Below are 17,372 nucleotides of genomic sequence, written 5' to 3' on the forward strand. Positions count from 1 at the left end.
GATGTTATAATAATGTTAAATGTTTGTTTTAAAATTTAGGAGATGGAAGTTAAGAGCCGTTGACACTGGCGTGTGACCAGCGGAATCACTGGGTGCGACTTTATATTAACCCATAAAATCAGGTACATTTTGCCAGCTAACAACGTCGTATCTTGTTCTTTTTTCATTTTCGGCGCCACCATAAATCAACGTTTTATTTACTTTTTCAGGAGCGGCAATCTCCTCAAACCTATCCATCTCTTTAAATAGTGCATTGCTTACAGTTTGTGTTGCTTTGATTTCAAAAATTGAGAAGCCTTGTGCTTTTTTCATCAACAGGTCGACTTCATGGGCATTGCTGTCCTGCCAGAAATAATAATCTTTATGCAGATATAAATGATGGTTTTGTTTTTGATACTCGGCCAGGATCATATTTTCAAATATGTTCCCTTTTAGCCGGTTTTCGTCAAGTTCTTCGGCAGTTCTTATTCCCAGTAAATGATTTAACAGGCCTGTATCATAAAAATACAATTTGGGGCTTTTAACTAAACGTTTATTGAAGTTTTGATGATAGGGCTGTAAAAGAAAAACAATATAGCTACTTTCAAGTATCGACAACCAGGCTTTCGCGGTATTATGCGATATGTTGCATTCATTAGCCAAAGCACTGAAATTGAGTAACTGGCCCGCCCGCCCGGCACACAAACCTAAAAAGATACGAAATTGCTTAAGATCCTTTATATTCATTAATTCTGTTACATCCTTTTCAAGATATGTTTGAATATAATTAGCATAAAATACAACCGGATCAATATCCCTGTCAAATATAGCCGGGTAAAACCCCTTAATACTGGCCGGCGCATAAGAACTTGCTAATAAGGCAGCTTGTTTTAATTCAGTAAAATCAAAAGGTAGTAATTTAAACAATGCAACCCTGCCCGCCAGCGTTTGAGTGATATTATTTAACAAATGGAAATTTTGTGAGCCGGATAATATATACTGCCCCATCATTTTAGATTCATCAACCCTGCCCTGGATGTATGAAAATAATGCCGGCACTCGTTGTACTTCGTCTAAAATGACTTTATGATCGTAACGGTTCAAAAAACCGATCGGATCATCCATAGCAAAGGATCGTGTGTTTGGATTTTCGAGACTTACATAGCTATAATCACTAAAAATCTCTTTCAGCAAGGTAGTTTTACCAGATTGCCTTGGGCCGGTAATAGCCAATACGGGAAATTTGCTTTTTTGAGCCTCTATTATAGGCGCAATTTGCCGTTGTATAAATTTACTCATCTCGATGAAATTTAACAAAATTACTTAAATGCTTACAATATACATGATGTGAACTTACAATTTACATAAGCATTACTTACAAAATACATAGGATCAACTTACAATTTACATAAAATGAATCATGGTATTTAAGATCGCATTTTGTTATTATATGGTTGGCGCATCAAGCTTAGTTTCTTTTTAAATAGAATCATCTTTGTTTTGCTGAATATATTATCTTTAAGCGCTTAACCTGCATTAAGCCCAATCAAAACCAATATCCATTTAAACAATGAAAATTTTCAACATCGTATTTGTTGTGCTGTTTGTCATTTTTGCAGCCCTGCAATATAATGACCCCGACCCTTACATTTGGGTACCTATTTACCTTTACAGCGCATGGTTTTGCTTTAAGGCTTCGCGAAAACAGTTTTACCCGGTTTGGTATGCAGTTGGTATATTTATTTACCTGGCTTATGCTACTTATAAAATATTTGACGCCAATGGCCTGATAGACTGGTTTACCAAGCACCACTCCGAAAGCCTGGTAGAAAGTATGAAGGCCGAAAAACCCTGGATTGAAGAAACCCGCGAATTTTTTGGTTTGTTGATATGCGTTGCCGTATTAGGCATCAACTGGGTTTATGGGAACAGGTTGAAAAAGAAAGCATAGTATTGATGCGCTTCAATCAGTACAACTTCCAAATAGAGCGGCTATAAATACGATAATCCGTTATACCCGCCATGTATATAATACACCGGCTCAAAATTATGCTCATCCGGGGCAAGTTCGCAGCTTACCTGCATGGTGGTAAAGGTTACATCGCCAAAAATATTGGCTATGGCTGTGTCGGCAGCATCACGACCGGTGGCTATTTTTATAAGGCCGTTTAAGGGCACCAGTTTGGTGGCGTCAAAAAGAATCCATTTGCCGCCAAGGTAAGCCTCAAAACAGGCATGAAAATCGGCGGGGTATAAGTGGTAGGCATAGCCCGTAAAATAGCGCGCCGGAATAGTTAAGGCGCGGCAAAGGGCAATACCCAGGTGAGCAAAATCGCGGCAAACGCCAACCTGCTCCGTAACGGTATCAAATGCCGATGTTTGCGAATTGCTGTACCCGCTTAAATACTGTACATTGTTGTGAATCCAATCGGTAAGGGTAACCACTTTTTCAAATGGGTTGGTAATGTGGCCAAACAGGTTGTGCGACAGCCGGTACAATTTATCCGACTGGCAATAACGGCTTGGGTTTAAATAGGGTAGCACCGATGAGTCGAGCTGGGCTACCAACGTTTCCTGTTGCTGCGAATAATCGGTAAGCTCGTAAAAATTGTCAACCAGCGCGTTGTATGTAACTTTAATAGTTCCCGGCTGGTATACCTCGAAGCGCATCAGCCGGTTTTCTCCCTGGGCAGATATAATCTCTTCAATTTTAACGTAAGGGTCAACCGTAAAATCCTCATTCAGTACGGTTTGGTTGGGTGTACGTAATGCATGTATATTTAATATCAATGTGCCCGGCGCCCGTACTACATATTCCATTTGGGTAAACACATTGAATTTCATTGATCAGCTTTCGGTTTTAATTTCTTCTAATTTGTTAAAGGTCGTATCCATCCAGTCTTCAGATATATGTTCTAAAGCCAGTTTTAATTCTTCGGCCCACTGGGCCGATATATATTCCAGGTCTTTCTTTTCGTATCGCTGTTGAATAATATCGAAGCTATCCTTTTTATAAACAGCTACATCAATCGGGAAATCCACATTATTGGAGCTTACCCTTGTTGAATCGAACGAAAGAAAGCCTGTTTTGAGGGCCAGTTTCAGGCTGCTGTCTTCGGTAAGGATGCGGTTTAATATTGCTTTGCCATGGCCCGAATTGCCTATAACTACATAAGGTGCGCCCTGCCCAAGTTCAACCCAGTTGCCTTCGGGGTACAGCAAAAAAAGCTTGTGCTCGTCGTCGTCTTTTAGCTGCCCGCCTATAATGGTGTTCAGGTCAAACCGGAAGCCTGCGGCTTCTAACGACGCCTTGTCTTCGGCAATTACCCGTTTCACCTGCTCGCCAAAGGCGTTTACAGCTTTGTACATTTTGTTAAACTCCTTGGTTTCCAGTAATTCGTTAAAATAAACAATGGCCTTGTCCCTGGCCGACCGTAAACCGCTGGTCATGATAAAAAGCGAAAAATGATCTTTTTGTTCAATGGTGATCTTCTTTTTTACAGTGGTATCTGTACCAGAGGTTATTCGGGTATCGGCAATAGCCAATAAACCCTCCTTAACCTTAATTCCGAGGCAATAAGTCATTTTTATACAGTGCGATTTTTTTCAAAATTTAAGATAGCCAAAGTAGCGAAAAGAATCGGGGAAAATAGAATCAAGAGGCAAGACGTTTAAAAAGTATCAAGTAGTTAGTATCAAGTATCAAGACCTTTTTTGACGTTCAACACAAAAAAGCCGCCGTTTCCTTTTGGAATCCGGCGGCATCACGGAACAGAAAAAAGTCTTAACTTTTGATTCTTTTTAAAGTATGTAAAACTGAGTCTGCTTTTGTGGTTGTTTGCCGATGACAGCGTCGATGTCATGAGGTAACTCATCCTTCATCATTTGTTTCAGGTTTTTTTCGATGGTGCGGCTGATGGTTGTTGTGGGGGTATCTGTTGGTTTGTTTTCAAATGGATCCTGCAGGTGGATGGCCATTTTTTCGATCAGGAAAAAGGCCGAGGATATGGCTATTACCAGCGGTACCTGGAAAATTCCGAAAAACTCCATCAGGCTAAAAGGCAATAACAGCACAAAAAACATAACCAGCCAGTGAATATATACGCTATAAGTAACCGGAAAAACGGTATTCTTGATACGCTCGCAGCCACCCATCAAATTCATAAAGTTGGTTAGTGTGTTATCAAGGGTCACTTGCTGGTACTCATTTATCCAGCCCAGTTTATACAGTGTGCGCAGGTCATGACCCTGCAGCTCGTTTATTGCAAGCGGAATATGGTCAAGCTTTTTGATGTTTTTTACATCATCGTCGGTTAGGTAGGCCTCCAGGTTATCCTTTGCGTTTTGGCCGCGCAGATGGCAGCTTAAGCTATAGCACCAGGCCATTTGCCTGCGGATGATGCGCTCTTTTAACGCCCACTTTTGCTCGCCATCATGACTGCTATCCACAAAAGTTAAAATTTGGCGTGCAAAGGTGCGGCAATCATTTACGATACCTCCCCAAAGGATGCGGGCCTCCCACCACCGGTCATAAGCCTGGTTTGACCGAAAGGCCAGCAGCAGCGATATAATGGTTCCGAGGATGGTAGGCACTGTTAGTGGTATCGAAACATCTTTGAAGTTATAGTATTGGTGAATACAATAGACAGTAATTGCGTAAACCGCCACCATCAAAACTTCCTTTTTTATTTTGCCAAATACATAGCTTACCGGTATATTTTCTTTTAATAACATAAGGTGTAAGATTTTAATTTATGATTCTTGTTCAGTTAAAACAGGCTCCTCTATAACCACATCTGCCAAAGTGCCCGGCGTTTTAGGTAATTTTATAAGGGCTGTATCGCATTTATCAAAAAGCATTTGCGGTGCTATGCTGTTTTTAAAAAGCAACTCGTAATTGTCATGTGCAGGCACAATGGCGTCAATTTCATTAGCTTCCAGGAAATTATTGAAAACTGCAACCGTGCTGCCATAAAAAAAAGTGATAGCAATATTGTTGATGACATGGCTGTATTTGTTTTCGATATCGCGGCACCTGATATAAAAATTATCTGGAATTTGCCGGTACTCCACACTGCGGCGCGATAGCATCAGCAATTCGCTCATGTTATCGGTAATTTTCAGCATGTGTACCAACACAATGTTTACCTTTTCGGGGTAAAAAACCTGGGCCAAAGCAGGAATATCCTGGATAGACTGCTGGGTGAAATCGGTAGGGATTAATAACGTTTTCATGGTAATTTTAATTAATGGTGAAACCTTGTATGTTTTGTTTGATACAAGTGTAGCAGCCAATAATTAGGAGGATATAAGAAAGTTATTAGAATTTGATTAGAATGCTCATAGCCTCACCTAAACAGCATTCATGAGCGCCCAAAAGCATCATAGTGCGAATAATCCTTTACAAAGGAGAGAACTTTTGATTTGCATATTCAAGAATCGTTTTAACTTTATTTTTTAAGAACCCTGGCCTTTGGAGTGGGCAGGTTGAGGCTCCACCGGCAAAAACACCTTAATCTCGGTACCTACACTAATTTCCGAGCTAATGCCCAGGCTGCCTTTGTGCAGGCGGATGATGTTAAGTGTTAATGGCAACCCCACGCCATGGCCTTCGTACCCGTGTGCGTTTGAGGCGCGGAAAAAAGGCTCGAATATATGCTGAAGCTCGGTTTGGGGAATGCCGATGCCCTGGTCTTTAATGGCAATAATAACTCTGTTGTTTTCTGCTAACAGGCTAACTGTCACCGGCCGGTTGTCTGAGTATTTGCAAGCGTTGCTAATTATATTGTTAATGGCCAACCGCAACAAATTGCTGTTTCCTTTTACGTAAAGCAGGTTTTCATCAGCAGGTAAGTTTTCAAGGTTGATATATATATTGCACTCAGGGTTTATTCGTTTAACCGATTCAGAGGCGGTTAACAGAAGTTCATCCATGCGTATGCTTTCCCAGTTTTGTCTTTTGCCGTCAAAACCCGATTGGGCCAGCGTAAGCAGGCTGTTCAGGATCTGGCCCAGTTTTTCCGATTCGGCATACACCGTGTTTAAAACCCCGCGTTGATGCGTGTTCAGGTCTTGTTTGTTTAAAGCCAGTTCAAGCTCAGATGATATGATGGTTAGGGGGGTGCGCAACTCGTGCGATGCATTGCTTACAAAATTATTTTGTGTTTCAAAGGCTGTTTCAAGCCTGTTAAGCATATCATTAAATGTAAGGGATAGTTCGGCTATTTCGTCTTTTCCGGCCAGTTCGTCCAGTCGGAAATGGAGGTTATTGGCTGTAATGTTTTTTACATTGTTGATGATTCGCCGCACCGGCTGAAAGGTGTAGAAAGAAAAAATTTTGCCTACAAAATATACCAATATCATGGCCAGTAAAAAGCCATACAGCAATATTTTTTGAAGGTCTTTTAGTTCCTGGAAACCAGCCGGGTTTGATGCCGAAACAATAACAACATAACCCGCATTGCCTTTTTTGAACAGTGAGCCGGCATAAAAAGTATTATCGTGCCTGTAATGAGCCTGGCCAGTCATTAATATATCTTCGATAAAAACCTGGGCAATGCCGGCACTTGCATGCACCTTTTTGTTACTATCTACCGCTAAAAAATACTCTTTTTCCGAATCCAGTTTCTCCAGGTATTTGTTACGTACCTCTAAAGTGGCTTTGCTTTTGGCGCCTGGTGATAGCTGCACTTCGGCCGCTATGTTTACGCGGGCTTCCAGCCGTTTATAAAAATCATCGAAGTTGAATTTGTAAACCAGGTAAAAAATGGATGCGTTAAGCAGTATAAGTATGCCGCCCGACAGTAGCAGGAATAGTAATGTTATTTTACTTTGTATCTTCATCAGTATCGCCCTCTTTCATCAGGTAACCCATACCAAACACCGTATGGATGAGGTTGGAGCCGCCGTTTTTCTCCAGTTTTTTACGCAGATAGTTTACATAAACATCTACCACATTGGTCCCCATATTAAAATCAATATCCCAAACATTTTCCAGGATCTGGATCCGGGATAGTACCTTTTTCTGATTTTTTACAAAATATTCAAGTAGCCGGTATTCGGTAGCTGTGAGTTTTAATACTTCGTTGCTGCGGTAAGCTATTTTCGATTCGGTATTGAGCACCAGGTTGCCTATTGTATAGGTGTTATTTGCTAACGTTTCGCTTCCGCCGCGGCGCAGTAGGGTGCGCAGGCGGGCAGCAAGCTCAGCAATTTTAAATGGTTTTACCATATAGTCATCTGCCCCGCTGTCCAGGCCGCTTACAATGTTCTCGGTAGAGTCAAGTGCAGTAAGCATAATGATGGGTATCATCTTTTTTTGCTGTCTGATGTGTTTACAAACCTGTATGCCATCCATTACGGGCAGCATTACATCAAGTATAACAAGGTCAAAGTCATGATCAAGCGCCATTTGTAAACCCGTTGCGCCATTAGCTGCAACACTTACTTCAAAGCCATAATCGGTAAGGCCGCGTTTAACTACCGATACCACATTTGGTTCATCCTCAACTAATAATATCCCCATAAACAGCTAATTTGATTTAAACGCATTGTTTGCCAAAATAATTAAATAATTTGTTGACTACTATTGTTATTGAAATATAAGCTATCATTGTAAAATCCATTTGTGCCACTTAAAAACCGCCATCGGCATATCAATTTAGTTTATGAAGCCGATTTTAACCGCTGGTACAAAAATATATCATAGTAGGTTTATTAAATTAAAGAAGCAAGAGCCAAATTAACAGTCAAATGGGCAAATTTATTAGCATACAACCTTCAGTAATTTGTGAGAATTGCATCATATGTGGTAGCCGTCCCGTAATTGAACAAAGTAAAGGAAGCAAATTTACGGTACGGTGCCCTAAAGACAGCACACACTACCAAACCCTACCAGGGTTAATAGACATAAACGACTGGAATACGAATAACAAAGCGCAGGATAGCGGCGGCGAGTTGAAATTGGGTATCAATTAGCCCTTGCCTATTATATAGTTAACTGCAAAGCCAACAATTTCTTTTATGTAAAAGCTCCATCTGTTTAAAATTTCGGCGCTGGGCATAAACTCAAAAAACGACCATTGTACATCGCCTGCTATTACATTGCATGAATACGGAATTACATCAACATGCTGGCTTTTAAAAATTTGAATGGCCCTGCGCATGTGAAAGGCCGAAGTTACCAGCAGATAAGGACCTTGTTGCTTGTTTTTGATTAACAATGTTTTGGTTAATGATGCATTTTCAAGTGTGTTTCGGGCCTGGTTCTCTATCAATATGCAACTATCGGGTATCTGTAGAGCCCGAAGCTGCTGAAATACAAAATCTGCTTCCCTGAAAGCGCCTGGAACAAGATTGCTGTTGCCACCCGATATCACTATTTTTTTTACCTTACCTCTCCGCTGTAGTAAAACGCCTTGTATAAACCGGTCGGCGGCCCAGTTAAATACTCCTTTGCCATGTTTGTTTTCACTTGTAAAACCGCCTAAAATTATGGCAGCGCTGTATGTTTTGCCTGGCTGCAGTTTGGCCGGAGCAATATCCCACGCCCTGGCCAGCAGGTTTAAAAATACCGGGGCCGAAAATATCCAAAACAATGCAACACCCCAAATTAGACACCTGCGTTTTAACCTTGGCTTTTTTGATAGTACAGCAATAAGCAACAAAACAAAAACATATAGAACAGGCAGCAGCAAAAATGATAGTACTTTTGACAGGATAAAAAACATAGTTGTGGTAAAAATAGTTAAAAACAAAGAACATGGAAATTGTCATTAAACAACGCCGGGACTAAGCGTTATTATTGCCTGTATACGCATTAAACTATTTGTAGTTATAAAACTCTAAGCATAGGCGCCACGTAACAAACTGGCACCATCATTGTCATATACTTATTAAATAAAACACTAAAAATATGGGCATTATAAAAACACTTGCTATTGGCGCTGCAGTTGCTTATGGCATAAATTACGTTACAAAAAAAGGACCTGACGGAAAATCAATCGTCGATAACCTGGCCGACGAGGCGCCCGAATGGTTTGATCGGGCAAAAAAATATAGCGAGCTTACTTTACAACAAATTGCTGTACGCGCACAAAACTTCAGGGATAATACGCGTTATTAGTTTATGGGCTATTGTAGATTGAGTTGAGTAGTTAAAAACCAGGCAGTGGTCAAGGGGGCACTATCTGAAACTGAATGTTTGGCCTGCTATTTGTATAGGTGATAATTATTAACACTTATCAGATACATTATACCATGAAAAAGCTAATCATATTTGCATGCCTGTTTTTCGCAATGTTATTAACGTTTGCGCAAAACACCCAGGCTCAAACTACAAAGAAAAAGGGAATAAGCGACCAGGGTAAGGGCGCTATAATAGGAGGTGCCGGTGGTGCCGTTGCAGGTGGCCTGATAGGCCATAATGTTGGCGGTGCTTTAATTGGTGGTGCCATAGGTGCGGGCGGTGGCTACATTATAGGTAATGAAACCCGCCGGGCAAGGGAAAAAAAAGAGCGCGCCCGCCGTATTGCTTGGCGTAAAGCCCACCCAAGGCATCACGCGCATCCATACAGCAAAACAACTACTGTAACTACGATTAAGTACCAATAAAGGTTAAAAAAAGTTAAATTTATTTAAAAGCCCCGGTTTTACTACAACCGCGGGCTTTTTTTATTATCTTAAGTGAGTGCTATCATCAGCAAAGTGTAAAATAAAATTTGCTTAATAAATGCGTTAAAGACGGGTTATTCGTTAAAAGTTTGGTTTTACAGGCAACAATGCCAAACAGCAGGTGTACATATTACGTTGAATAAATAATGGGTAAAACGTTTGTAGCATTATTGTTTTGTTTAATACCTTTTGCTATAATGGCACAAACCGGCAGGCCTAAAGCCGATACAGCAAGAAGGCCAACGGATACTATTCCGCAGCGGGACCTAATAGATGTTTTCCGGTCGGTATTTAATGTTAAGCCACGGAAGGTATCGGTTACCGAGAAGAAGAAATTTTATTTCTCTTTTCTGCCTATCTCAACATCTGACGGCCGGAGCGGAGGCAGAGCACTGTTTACCTCAACTACAGCAGGCTTTTACCTGGGCGATCAAAAGACTACCAATCTTTCTACCGTTGTATTTACCCCTTATTTTAACCTTAAAGGGCGGTACGGCTTGCCGATTCGTTCAAGTGTTTGGCTTAAAGATAATCAGTGGAACGTTATAGGCGATATTCGTTTACTGGTTTACCCCCAATATACCTGGGGCCTTGGGGGCAATATGAACAACCACGACAAATTTTTGGTTGATTATAATTACATACGCCTTTACCAAACTGTGCTAAAAAGAATAAAACCTTATTTTTATGCCGGCGTGGGGTATAATCTTGATTATTATGCCGATATAGATAGCCAGGGTGAACAAACCCTGCGCGATTTTACCAAGTACAAGTATGGTACCGCAACTGGCCAGGATGCATTTTCATCGGGAGCCACCCTGAATTTGTTATATGATACACGCAGAAACTCAATTGACCCTTTGCCAGGGGTTTATGCTAACGTGTCGTACCGGTTTAATACCAAAGTACTGGGGAGCCATACCAACTGGCAATCGTTATACATCGATTTGCGTAAGTATGTTTCGCTAACTAATTCGGGCCCAAAAAATGTACTGGCATTCTGGACGTATTACTGGACATCGCTTACGCCGGGCACTCCTTATTTAAACCTGCCCAGTTTAGGCTGGGAGCCATATCAACGATCGGGCAGGGGTTTTCAGCAAAACCGTTACCGCGGCCAGCGGCTGGCTTATTTTGAAACCGAATATCGCCGTGATATTACCCGCAACGGCCTGCTGGGTTTTGTTTTATTTGCCAACGTGAACTCGGTAACCGAACCGGATACCTATAAATTTACCTACTGGCACCCCGCGGGTGGCACCGGCCTGCGGTTTAAATTCAATAAAAAATCTGGTACAAATATTAGCCTTGATTATGGCGTAAGCCGTAACTATTCGTCGATAAACCTTAATTTAGGCGAAACGTTTTAGCGAAGAGTTCATGGTTGATAGTTCATGGATCATGGCTGCTTCAAAAAATTATCAGGCAAAAATAGCAACGTTTTAATTAATTCACGGCAGTACGGCTACCATGAACTATGAACCATAACCTATGAACAAATAACGCCACATGACTAACAAAAGATACTTTTTCCTTATCCTGATATTAGGTTCGCTTACGGCTTTGGCGCCATTTTCAATTGATATGTATTTGCCGGCTTTTGATACCATTGCCGCGTATTTACATACCAGCCCCGAGCAGATGACGCTGACCATGTCGAGCTTTTTTATCGGGATATCGGCCGGCCAACTATTATATGGGCCGTTACTTGACAGGTTTGGCCGCAAACGCCCCCTTTATTTCGGCCTCATTTTGTACATAGTTGCTTCTATCGGTTGTTTTTTTTCGACTTCACTACCGATACTTGTGGGAATGCGGTTTTTTGAGGCCATTGGAGGCTGTGCTGCAACCGTGGCAGCAATGACCATGGTGCGCGACTTATTCCCGGTAAAAGATAATGCTAAAGTGTTTGCCCTGCTTATACTGGTGTTGGGCGCCTCGCCCATGCTTGCCCCAACCGCGGGCACCGCTATAGTTAATCATTTTGAATGGCAGGCCATATTTTTGGTACTTACCGTGATAGCTGTACTCATATTTATTGCTGTGTTTTTCTTCCTGCCCGAGAGTTATAAGCCCGATCCTACTTATTCGCTTAAGCCTGTACCCATCATCACCAACTTCTTGGCTGTTATAAAAGAACCTCAATTTTTTACTTATGCGGTAAGCGGCGCCTTTATATTCGCTGGTTTGTTTACCTATGTGGCATCGTCATCGCTTGTTTTTATCGGAATTTTTAAGATAAGCAAAGGTGCATTCGGATGGGTTTTCGGCGGACTATCAATTGGCTTTATTGGAGCAAGCCAGGTGAACAGCCTGTTGGTTAAGTATTATAAAAGCGAGCGAATTATAAACGTTACAGTGATTTGCCTGGTCATTATTTCGGCAGTGTTTTTAACAGGATCATTAAATGGCTGGTTTGGTATGGCCGGTACAATAGTTATGATATTTGGTGTTTTGTGTTGTGTTGGCATTTCCAGCCCCAACGCGTCTGCCTTGTCGTTGGCACCGTTTACCAAAAACGCAGGCTCGGCATCGGCATTAATGGGGGCGCTACAAATGGCAATCGGGGCGCTTGCATCATACGGCATCACACTTATTCAAAACCAGGGCACATTGCCTATGGCCGGTGTTATGGCGGCATCCTCGGTTGTGGCTTTTGTAGTATTATTTGTAGGGAAGAGGTTTATTAAGAACAAAGTGGAAGCAGTGGCCGGGGCGGCGATGGCGGCGCATTGAAAGTTTGATATCATATTTGACCGAATTGCAGACTTACGAAGTTTTTAAAACTTCGTAAGTCTTTTGCCGATAAGTAATCCCTTCACCTGCACATCTGCCTACACCAGCACCTCATCAATTATCCCAAATTCTTTGGCTTCGGATGCTATCATCCAATAATCCCTGTCAGATACCTGGTACACTTTTTCGTATGGCTGGCCGCTGTGTTTAGCAACTATTTCATACAATTCCTGTTTCATTAGTAATATTTGTTGCGCAGCTATCTGAATATCTGATGCCATGCCCTGTGCCCCGCCTGATGGTTGATGCAGCATTACGCGCGAATGCTTTAAAGCAGCTCTTTTGCCCGCGGCGCCACCGCATAATAATATCGCGCCCATGGATAGGGCAATGCCCGTACAAATAGTAGCCACATCGGGGCTGATGAAGTGCATGGTGTCGTAAATACCCAGGCCGGCGTATACCGAGCCACCGGGCGAGTTAATGTACATCTGGATATCTTTTTTAGCATCTGTCGACTGCAGGAAAAGCAGTTGCGCCTGGATAATGTTAGCCACGTTATCGTCAACGGCCTGGCCCATAAAAATGATGCGGTCCATCATCAGGCGCGAAAACACATCCATCTGGGCTACGCGCATTTCGCGCTCTTCGGTAATATAGGGCGTCATGGCCGTTGGCAAGGCACTTTTTTCGACTCCTGAGATGTAGTTATCTACCAGCGAACCGGCAATAGCATGGTGCATGACCGCATATTTGCGGAATTCCTGTTTATCAATATTCATGATTTAAAGTGGTGAGTAGTGAGTGGTGAGTTTTAAGTCGGAAGCACTAAGTCATAAGTCTTGTTTTTTTGTCGATTAAGACCCTGGGCTTAAGACTTAATACTTTCGACTTAAGACTTAAAAAATAACCGGGTAATCTTTTGTTTGAAGCTCAGATGTTCGGGCTGGCTGAATAGTTGCTCATGAGCTGCCTCTATCTCTTGTTTTAATTGTTTGCGGCTATACTGCCGTACCATGCTATATACTTGTTTTTGGGCGGATACATCAACCTGCAGGCTGTCATCCAGCAATAACCTGGCTTCAAACAGTAAAGCATCCGTGGGCTTTTGGCTGCCAAGCAGGTGTACTTCTATCCGGGCTATGTTATTTAAGGAAGTCCTCATAGGTTAATGCTTTTTGTTTAACGGTTTCCCTTACTTTTTCTATGCACTTATATTTCTGCACCGTGGCCGATCGTACGCCCGAGAAGCCAAATGTTTCGGCAATCTGGGTCATGGGCAGTTTGTCGTAATAAAACGAGCGTAGCAGTTCCATACAACGTTTGCCGGCAGATTCTAAAAAGTTGAGCAATTTGTTATCATCAGTTAAACAGATGCTTTCCTCCGCAGTGTTGACGATAAGAGCTTCATTTAACTGCGAGGTTTGCCCGCCTTCTTTATAACGTTTTATCCAAAGATACCGGGCCGTACCGTAAATATAAGCGCCGTCGCTATTATTAACAGATAACCCGGTCTGTGCTGTTTTTTCGTAATAGCTTAATAAGGCATCTTGGAAAACATCTTTAGCCTCATCAAACGAGCCCCCGCAGCGGGCCACGTACTTTGCTACAGCTGGGAATACCTTTTTATATAGCCCGACAAAAAGCTCCTGCCTTTGCTGCGCCTGCTCCTGTAATTTAACTGTATCCATTGTTTACTGTTTATTACTATGTGCAAGTTAGGGAAGATATATCACCTTTTTTGAAAGAAAAATTTTGAACAACGGTTCAACTATTTTCTGTTAGCCCGAACCATGCCGCACACAACACAAACCACACCTCACGCCACAAACAACCGCCCTCAGAATTTACTGGCCCTTAAGGCCGTCACCTTCGATCCATCAACACCGATAGTTTCAAAAACTATTTTGTTTTCCGTCAGTTCCGATACGGTGAAAACATAATTACGTATTTTACCATCGGGTAGAGCTTCGGTTATGTTCATATTGCCGCCGTCTAATGTGAAAGTTCCGTGCGAGAGGAATTTACCACCCCATACAATCAAAAACTTCATTTCGGGCGTAAACTGGATGTATGGCGCTACCTCATCAAGGTCGGCCTTTTTCATGGTATCCGGAGGGCTGGCATTGGGGTGCTCTATCTTTACATATTTCCATTTGCCGGTAAGGGTAGTAACTGAAACCGACGGCTTGCATGCGGTAATGAACAGCAATACAACAGCAAACAATAAAAAGCTATGTTTAATCATGATGGGGACAATTGTTTGCCTAAGCTATAAAATTGCTGTTAAAATAAACAGGAAAATTATTTGCCTTTCGTTTGTTTTTTCATTCGTTCTTCGGCTTTTTTTACTTCGTCTTTTTCGCTCATGGGGAAGTCGGTTTTGAGTTCATTTTTAGCCTGCTTGCTGGTATCGGGGCTTACTTTTTTTGGAGTGATTTTATTGGATGTGGCCATGATCATAAAGTTTTTAGCTGTATTACATTTTAACTCCTGGCGATTTGGATTTGTTTGCAATTATTTAAAGTAGATGAAGGGAGCATCAGGTAGTTAGTATCAAGTATCAAGATTTTTCAACACTTTGGTTCTGTGGGCTTTTAGCTTCTGAGGCCACCCTGTTGTCTTTCATGAGCTTATCATTTTCCTGTTGGAATTTTGCAAAATTTTACCACTTTCAAAACTTCTTGATTTAAATAAATCCGAAATCGAACATTCGAATTCCCAAATCCAAAAATATTTTTTAAAATTGTTGTAACAACCTATAACCGTAACTGTCTAAATGACACTAAATAGCCAAGGACTCCCTTCCAAAAGGTATGCTACTTAGTATTGTGAGGGCCCGCACCTTAAGGGTTCCGTTAAAAAAATCAAAAAAAAATTAAATTCTAAATCTTAAAAAAATGGACAAATCAATTGTTATGCTTTTTTATGCCGTGCCCCTAATTTTATTATTGGTACTGTACAAATTTGTTTTACGCGTATTCTTTGGGATGGTGATCGTCCCCGATGACCGTATTGGCCTGGTGGTTAAAAAGTTTACCTTGTCAAGTAAATCGCGGTTGCCCGACGGACGTATCATTGCCACCAATGGCGAGGCCGGTATGCAGGCCAAAGCGCTTGCGCCAGGCCTGTACTGGGGCATGTGGCCCTGGCAGTATGGTATTACCATGGAACCCTTTACCATTATTGAGCAAAACAAGCTCGGGCTGGTAAAAGCAAAGGACGGTGCATCCTTTGATACAGGCCGTGTGCTTGGTAAACCGGTAAACTGCGATAAATTCCAGGATGCTATTGCGTTCCTTGATAACAACGGTCAAAAGGGCCCTCAGGCCGCTTTCCTTACGCCGGGTAGTTACCGTATCAATACTTTCTTGTTCGAGATTGTAACGGTACCTATTACCCAGATCCAGGAAAACAAAGTAGGTATTATTACCACGCTTGATGGTGAGCCGCTGGCCAAAGGCGAAATTGCCGGCTACTCGGTAGAAGGGCATAAGAACTACCAGGATCCTATAGCGTTCATCAACGCTGGTGGCCGCAAGGGTTTGCAGGAAGATGTTATCCTGGCCGGTACTTATTACCTTAACCCCTGGTTTGTAATTGTGGAGCAGGTAGATATGATATACATACCCATTGGTTATGTAGGCGTTGTTAACTCCTTTGTTGGCCCCGAAGGTAAGGATACCAGCGGTGATGCCTTTAAACATGGTAATATTGTAAAACGTAACGAAAAAGGCGTTTGGGATGAGCCACTTGACCCTGGTAAACACCCCGTAAACATTTATACCCACGCGGTTGAAATTGTGCCAACTACCAACATCGTGCTTAACTGGGCCGATAGCCGTACCGAGGCGCATGAGCTGGATAAAAACCTGTGTACTATTACCGTAAGGTCATCAGATGGTTTTACCTTCAATCTTGATGTGTCACAAATTATACACGTTCCGCGTAACGAAGCACCAAAGGTGATAGCACGTTTTGGTAAAATGAAAAACCTGGTATCGCAGGTATTGGAGCCTACCATTGCCAACTATTTCCGTAACTCGGCCCAACGGAGCGATGTTATCGGCTTTTTAGCCAACCGTATTGAAAGGCAAAATGATGCTAAAGAACACATTAGCACCGTACTGCAAAGCTACAATGTAATAGGTGTAGATACCCTGATTGGCGACATAGTGCCGCCAGCCGCTTTGATGAAAACCTTAACCGACCGTAAAATAGCCGAACAGGAAAAAGTAACTTACGAGATACAACGCCATGCGCAAATTGAACGTAAGGAATTTGAAAGCGCCCGTGCCGGTGCCGATATGCAGCCGGAGGTTGTAAAATCGACCCGCCAGGTTGAGATAAATACACAAATGGCTGCCTCAAGGGTTGCCGCATCACGTGGTGAGGCCGAGGCAAAAACCATTAACGCAAAAGCGGATGCCGAAGTAAGGATTACGATTGCCAAGGCCGATGCAGAAGCAAAAACCGTGAACGCCAAGGCTGATGCAAACGCCACCGAAGTGAATGGTTTGGCCGAAGGTGCTAAAATTAAAGCCATAGGTATGGCCGAAGCCGAAGTTACCAAACAAAAAACCGAAGCCATGGGTACCGAACAATACGCCATTGTGCGTGTAGCCGAAGCCCTTGCCAGCAATGGTATTAAACTGGTACCAGAAATAATGGTAAGCGGCAAAGAAGGCGGTGGCAACGGCATTATAGACGCCTTAATTGGCAGCGAAATGCTCAAAAAGCTGCAAAAAGCCAATGAAGAAGGTGGAGCAGTGAGTGGTGAGTAGTGAGGAGTGAATGGTGAAAGTTGGTAAAAGGCGGGGACTGTGCGATTCCTTCCTTGGGGAAGGGAAGGTAGGGGTTAAATCAGGCGAAAAGCAGTGTATTTGTAAATCGTGCGGAGAAACCCCTCCCGGCCTTGCTTATAACTCCGATATGCTCCATGGGAATGAATTTCAAAATCATCCATTATTAAACACAAATGGCGC

Annotated in this window: 20 protein-coding genes; 7 read left to right on the forward strand and 13 right to left on the reverse strand. The window is 42.4% G+C overall.

The genetic code is table 11. The annotated features are described in order from the left end of the window. Positions 1-105: 105 nt before the first annotated feature. Positions 106-1,278 carry an ATP-binding protein gene (locus ACFGVS_RS27375; RefSeq protein ID WP_439696390.1) on the reverse strand — a complete coding sequence of 391 codons (1,173 nt, stop codon included), beginning with the start codon at positions 1,276-1,278 and terminating at the stop codon, positions 106-108. Positions 1,279-1,549: 271 nt separating this feature from the next. Here ACFGVS_RS27375 and ACFGVS_RS27380 point away from each other — a divergent pair, with 271 nt between their 5' ends. After that, complete coding sequence (locus tag ACFGVS_RS27380; RefSeq protein WP_274209380.1) at positions 1,550-1,930, forward strand: transmembrane 220 family protein; 381 nt, start codon at positions 1,550-1,552, stop codon at positions 1,928-1,930. Positions 1,931-1,971: 41 nt separating this feature from the next. On the opposite strand, the gene ACFGVS_RS27385 is transcribed toward ACFGVS_RS27380, so the two are convergent. The 6 genes from ACFGVS_RS27385 to ACFGVS_RS27410 all read right to left on the reverse strand — a co-directional run bounded on the left by ACFGVS_RS27385 (position 1,972) and on the right by ACFGVS_RS27410 (position 7,504). Beyond that, positions 1,972-2,823, reverse strand: coding sequence for a transglutaminase-like domain-containing protein (locus ACFGVS_RS27385; RefSeq protein WP_439696391.1), 852 nt, complete (start codon positions 2,821-2,823; stop codon positions 1,972-1,974). Between the two features lie 3 nt (positions 2,824-2,826). Continuing rightward, entirely contained in the window at positions 2,827-3,564 is a 738-nt protein-coding gene (locus tag ACFGVS_RS27390) for a peptidase (RefSeq protein WP_439696392.1), read from the reverse strand. A gap of 216 nt (positions 3,565-3,780) precedes the next feature. After that, positions 3,781-4,713, reverse strand: coding sequence for a bestrophin family protein (locus ACFGVS_RS27395; RefSeq protein ID WP_439696393.1), 933 nt, complete (start codon positions 4,711-4,713; stop codon positions 3,781-3,783). An 18-nt stretch (positions 4,714-4,731) separates the two neighbouring features. After that, a complete protein-coding gene (locus ACFGVS_RS27400) occupies positions 4,732-5,214 on the reverse strand; it encodes a hypothetical protein (protein WP_439696394.1) in 483 nt (160 codons plus the stop codon). Between the two features lie 222 nt (positions 5,215-5,436). Next, on the reverse strand, positions 5,437-6,822 hold the full coding sequence (locus tag ACFGVS_RS27405; protein ID WP_439696395.1) for a sensor histidine kinase: 1,386 nt from the start codon (positions 6,820-6,822) through the stop codon (positions 5,437-5,439). Next, a complete protein-coding gene (locus tag ACFGVS_RS27410) occupies positions 6,806-7,504 on the reverse strand; it encodes a response regulator transcription factor (protein ID WP_090652854.1) in 699 nt (232 codons plus the stop codon). Before ACFGVS_RS27410 ends, ACFGVS_RS27405 begins: the two co-directional genes overlap by 17 nt. Before the next feature lie 227 nt (positions 7,505-7,731). Here ACFGVS_RS27410 and ACFGVS_RS27415 point away from each other — a divergent pair, with 227 nt between their 5' ends. Then, positions 7,732-7,956 carry a hypothetical protein gene (locus tag ACFGVS_RS27415; RefSeq protein WP_274209373.1) on the forward strand — a complete coding sequence of 75 codons (225 nt, stop codon included), beginning with the start codon at positions 7,732-7,734 and terminating at the stop codon, positions 7,954-7,956. Here the strand turns inward: ACFGVS_RS27415 and ACFGVS_RS27420 are convergent. Beyond that, entirely contained in the window at positions 7,953-8,708 is a 756-nt protein-coding gene (locus ACFGVS_RS27420; protein WP_439696396.1) for a YdcF family protein, read from the reverse strand. The two genes, ACFGVS_RS27415 and ACFGVS_RS27420, sit on opposite strands and share 4 nt — an antisense overlap. A gap of 185 nt (positions 8,709-8,893) precedes the next feature. Here ACFGVS_RS27420 and ACFGVS_RS27425 point away from each other — a divergent pair, with 185 nt between their 5' ends. The 4 genes from ACFGVS_RS27425 (at position 8,894) to ACFGVS_RS27440 (ending at position 12,387) form a co-directional block, all read left to right on the forward strand. After that, positions 8,894-9,103 carry a YtxH domain-containing protein gene (locus ACFGVS_RS27425; RefSeq protein WP_274209371.1) on the forward strand — a complete coding sequence of 70 codons (210 nt, stop codon included), beginning with the start codon at positions 8,894-8,896 and terminating at the stop codon, positions 9,101-9,103. Positions 9,104-9,237: 134 nt separating this feature from the next. Next, positions 9,238-9,591 carry a hypothetical protein gene (locus tag ACFGVS_RS27430; protein WP_439696397.1) on the forward strand — a complete coding sequence of 118 codons (354 nt, stop codon included), beginning with the start codon at positions 9,238-9,240 and terminating at the stop codon, positions 9,589-9,591. A gap of 257 nt (positions 9,592-9,848) precedes the next feature. Next, on the forward strand, positions 9,849-11,021 hold the full coding sequence (locus ACFGVS_RS27435) for a hypothetical protein (protein WP_439696398.1): 1,173 nt from the start codon (positions 9,849-9,851) through the stop codon (positions 11,019-11,021). A gap of 139 nt (positions 11,022-11,160) precedes the next feature. Beyond that, the gene (locus tag ACFGVS_RS27440; RefSeq protein ID WP_439696399.1) at positions 11,161-12,387 is read left to right on the forward strand and encodes a multidrug effflux MFS transporter; all 1,227 of its coding nucleotides are present in this window, start codon (positions 11,161-11,163) and stop codon (positions 12,385-12,387) included. A 98-nt stretch (positions 12,388-12,485) separates the two neighbouring features. On the opposite strand, the gene ACFGVS_RS27445 is transcribed toward ACFGVS_RS27440, so the two are convergent. The 5 genes from ACFGVS_RS27445 to ACFGVS_RS27465 all read right to left on the reverse strand — a co-directional run bounded on the left by ACFGVS_RS27445 (position 12,486) and on the right by ACFGVS_RS27465 (position 14,844). Then, complete coding sequence (locus ACFGVS_RS27445; protein ID WP_439696400.1) at positions 12,486-13,169, reverse strand: ClpP family protease; 684 nt, start codon at positions 13,167-13,169, stop codon at positions 12,486-12,488. A 110-nt stretch (positions 13,170-13,279) separates the two neighbouring features. Next, the gene (locus ACFGVS_RS27450) at positions 13,280-13,552 is read right to left on the reverse strand and encodes a hypothetical protein (protein ID WP_439696401.1); all 273 of its coding nucleotides are present in this window, start codon (positions 13,550-13,552) and stop codon (positions 13,280-13,282) included. Then, positions 13,533-14,078, reverse strand: coding sequence for an RNA polymerase sigma factor (locus ACFGVS_RS27455; RefSeq protein WP_439696402.1), 546 nt, complete (start codon positions 14,076-14,078; stop codon positions 13,533-13,535). The genes ACFGVS_RS27450 and ACFGVS_RS27455 overlap by 20 nt, the downstream gene beginning before the upstream one ends. Positions 14,079-14,227: 149 nt before the next feature. Next, positions 14,228-14,635, reverse strand: a complete 408-nt coding sequence (locus tag ACFGVS_RS27460; protein WP_439696403.1) for a lipocalin family protein — start codon at positions 14,633-14,635, stop codon at positions 14,228-14,230. A gap of 56 nt (positions 14,636-14,691) precedes the next feature. Continuing rightward, on the reverse strand, positions 14,692-14,844 hold the full coding sequence (locus ACFGVS_RS27465; protein WP_177183937.1) for a hypothetical protein: 153 nt from the start codon (positions 14,842-14,844) through the stop codon (positions 14,692-14,694). A gap of 443 nt (positions 14,845-15,287) precedes the next feature. Here ACFGVS_RS27465 and ACFGVS_RS27470 point away from each other — a divergent pair, with 443 nt between their 5' ends. Beyond that, a complete protein-coding gene (locus ACFGVS_RS27470) occupies positions 15,288-17,171 on the forward strand; it encodes an SPFH domain-containing protein (protein WP_090652866.1) in 1,884 nt (627 codons plus the stop codon). The last annotated feature ends 201 nt before the right edge of the window (positions 17,172-17,372 follow it).

Origin of the sequence: Mucilaginibacter sediminis, from assembly GCF_051903035.1 — a bacterium.
Lineage (GTDB): Bacteria > Bacteroidota > Bacteroidia > Sphingobacteriales > Sphingobacteriaceae > Mucilaginibacter.

Excerpts from the sequence above, each read along its gene's own strand:
- ACFGVS_RS27395 (WP_439696393.1), bottom strand. The coding sequence starts at position 4,713 with ATGTTATTAAAAGAAAATATACCGGTAAGCTATGTATTTGGCAAAATA.
- ACFGVS_RS27410 (WP_090652854.1), bottom strand. The coding sequence starts at position 7,504 with ATGGGGATATTATTAGTTGAGGATGAACCAAATGTGGTATCGGTAGTT.
- ACFGVS_RS27415 (WP_274209373.1), top strand. The coding sequence starts at position 7,732 with ATGGGCAAATTTATTAGCATACAACCTTCAGTAATTTGTGAGAATTGC.
- ACFGVS_RS27430 (WP_439696397.1), top strand. The coding sequence starts at position 9,238 with ATGAAAAAGCTAATCATATTTGCATGCCTGTTTTTCGCAATGTTATTA.
- ACFGVS_RS27455 (WP_439696402.1), bottom strand. The coding sequence starts at position 14,078 with ATGGATACAGTTAAATTACAGGAGCAGGCGCAGCAAAGGCAGGAGCTT.
- ACFGVS_RS27440 (WP_439696399.1), top strand. The coding sequence starts at position 11,161 with ATGACTAACAAAAGATACTTTTTCCTTATCCTGATATTAGGTTCGCTT.
- ACFGVS_RS27425 (WP_274209371.1), top strand. The coding sequence starts at position 8,894 with ATGGGCATTATAAAAACACTTGCTATTGGCGCTGCAGTTGCTTATGGC.
- ACFGVS_RS27390 (WP_439696392.1), bottom strand. The coding sequence starts at position 3,564 with ATGACTTATTGCCTCGGAATTAAGGTTAAGGAGGGTTTATTGGCTATT.
- ACFGVS_RS27450 (WP_439696401.1), bottom strand. The coding sequence starts at position 13,552 with ATGAGGACTTCCTTAAATAACATAGCCCGGATAGAAGTACACCTGCTT.
- ACFGVS_RS27375 (WP_439696390.1), bottom strand. The coding sequence starts at position 1,278 with ATGAGTAAATTTATACAACGGCAAATTGCGCCTATAATAGAGGCTCAA.
- ACFGVS_RS27435 (WP_439696398.1), top strand. The coding sequence starts at position 9,849 with ATGGCACAAACCGGCAGGCCTAAAGCCGATACAGCAAGAAGGCCAACG.
- ACFGVS_RS27380 (WP_274209380.1), top strand. The coding sequence starts at position 1,550 with ATGAAAATTTTCAACATCGTATTTGTTGTGCTGTTTGTCATTTTTGCA.
- ACFGVS_RS27400 (WP_439696394.1), bottom strand. The coding sequence starts at position 5,214 with ATGAAAACGTTATTAATCCCTACCGATTTCACCCAGCAGTCTATCCAG.
- ACFGVS_RS27445 (WP_439696400.1), bottom strand. The coding sequence starts at position 13,169 with ATGAATATTGATAAACAGGAATTCCGCAAATATGCGGTCATGCACCAT.
- ACFGVS_RS27420 (WP_439696396.1), bottom strand. The coding sequence starts at position 8,708 with ATGTTTTTTATCCTGTCAAAAGTACTATCATTTTTGCTGCTGCCTGTT.
- ACFGVS_RS27385 (WP_439696391.1), bottom strand. The coding sequence starts at position 2,823 with ATGAAATTCAATGTGTTTACCCAAATGGAATATGTAGTACGGGCGCCG.
- ACFGVS_RS27465 (WP_177183937.1), bottom strand. The coding sequence starts at position 14,844 with ATGGCCACATCCAATAAAATCACTCCAAAAAAAGTAAGCCCCGATACC.
- ACFGVS_RS27460 (WP_439696403.1), bottom strand. The coding sequence starts at position 14,635 with ATGATTAAACATAGCTTTTTATTGTTTGCTGTTGTATTGCTGTTCATT.
- ACFGVS_RS27470 (WP_090652866.1), top strand. The coding sequence starts at position 15,288 with ATGGACAAATCAATTGTTATGCTTTTTTATGCCGTGCCCCTAATTTTA.
- ACFGVS_RS27405 (WP_439696395.1), bottom strand. The coding sequence starts at position 6,822 with ATGAAGATACAAAGTAAAATAACATTACTATTCCTGCTACTGTCGGGC.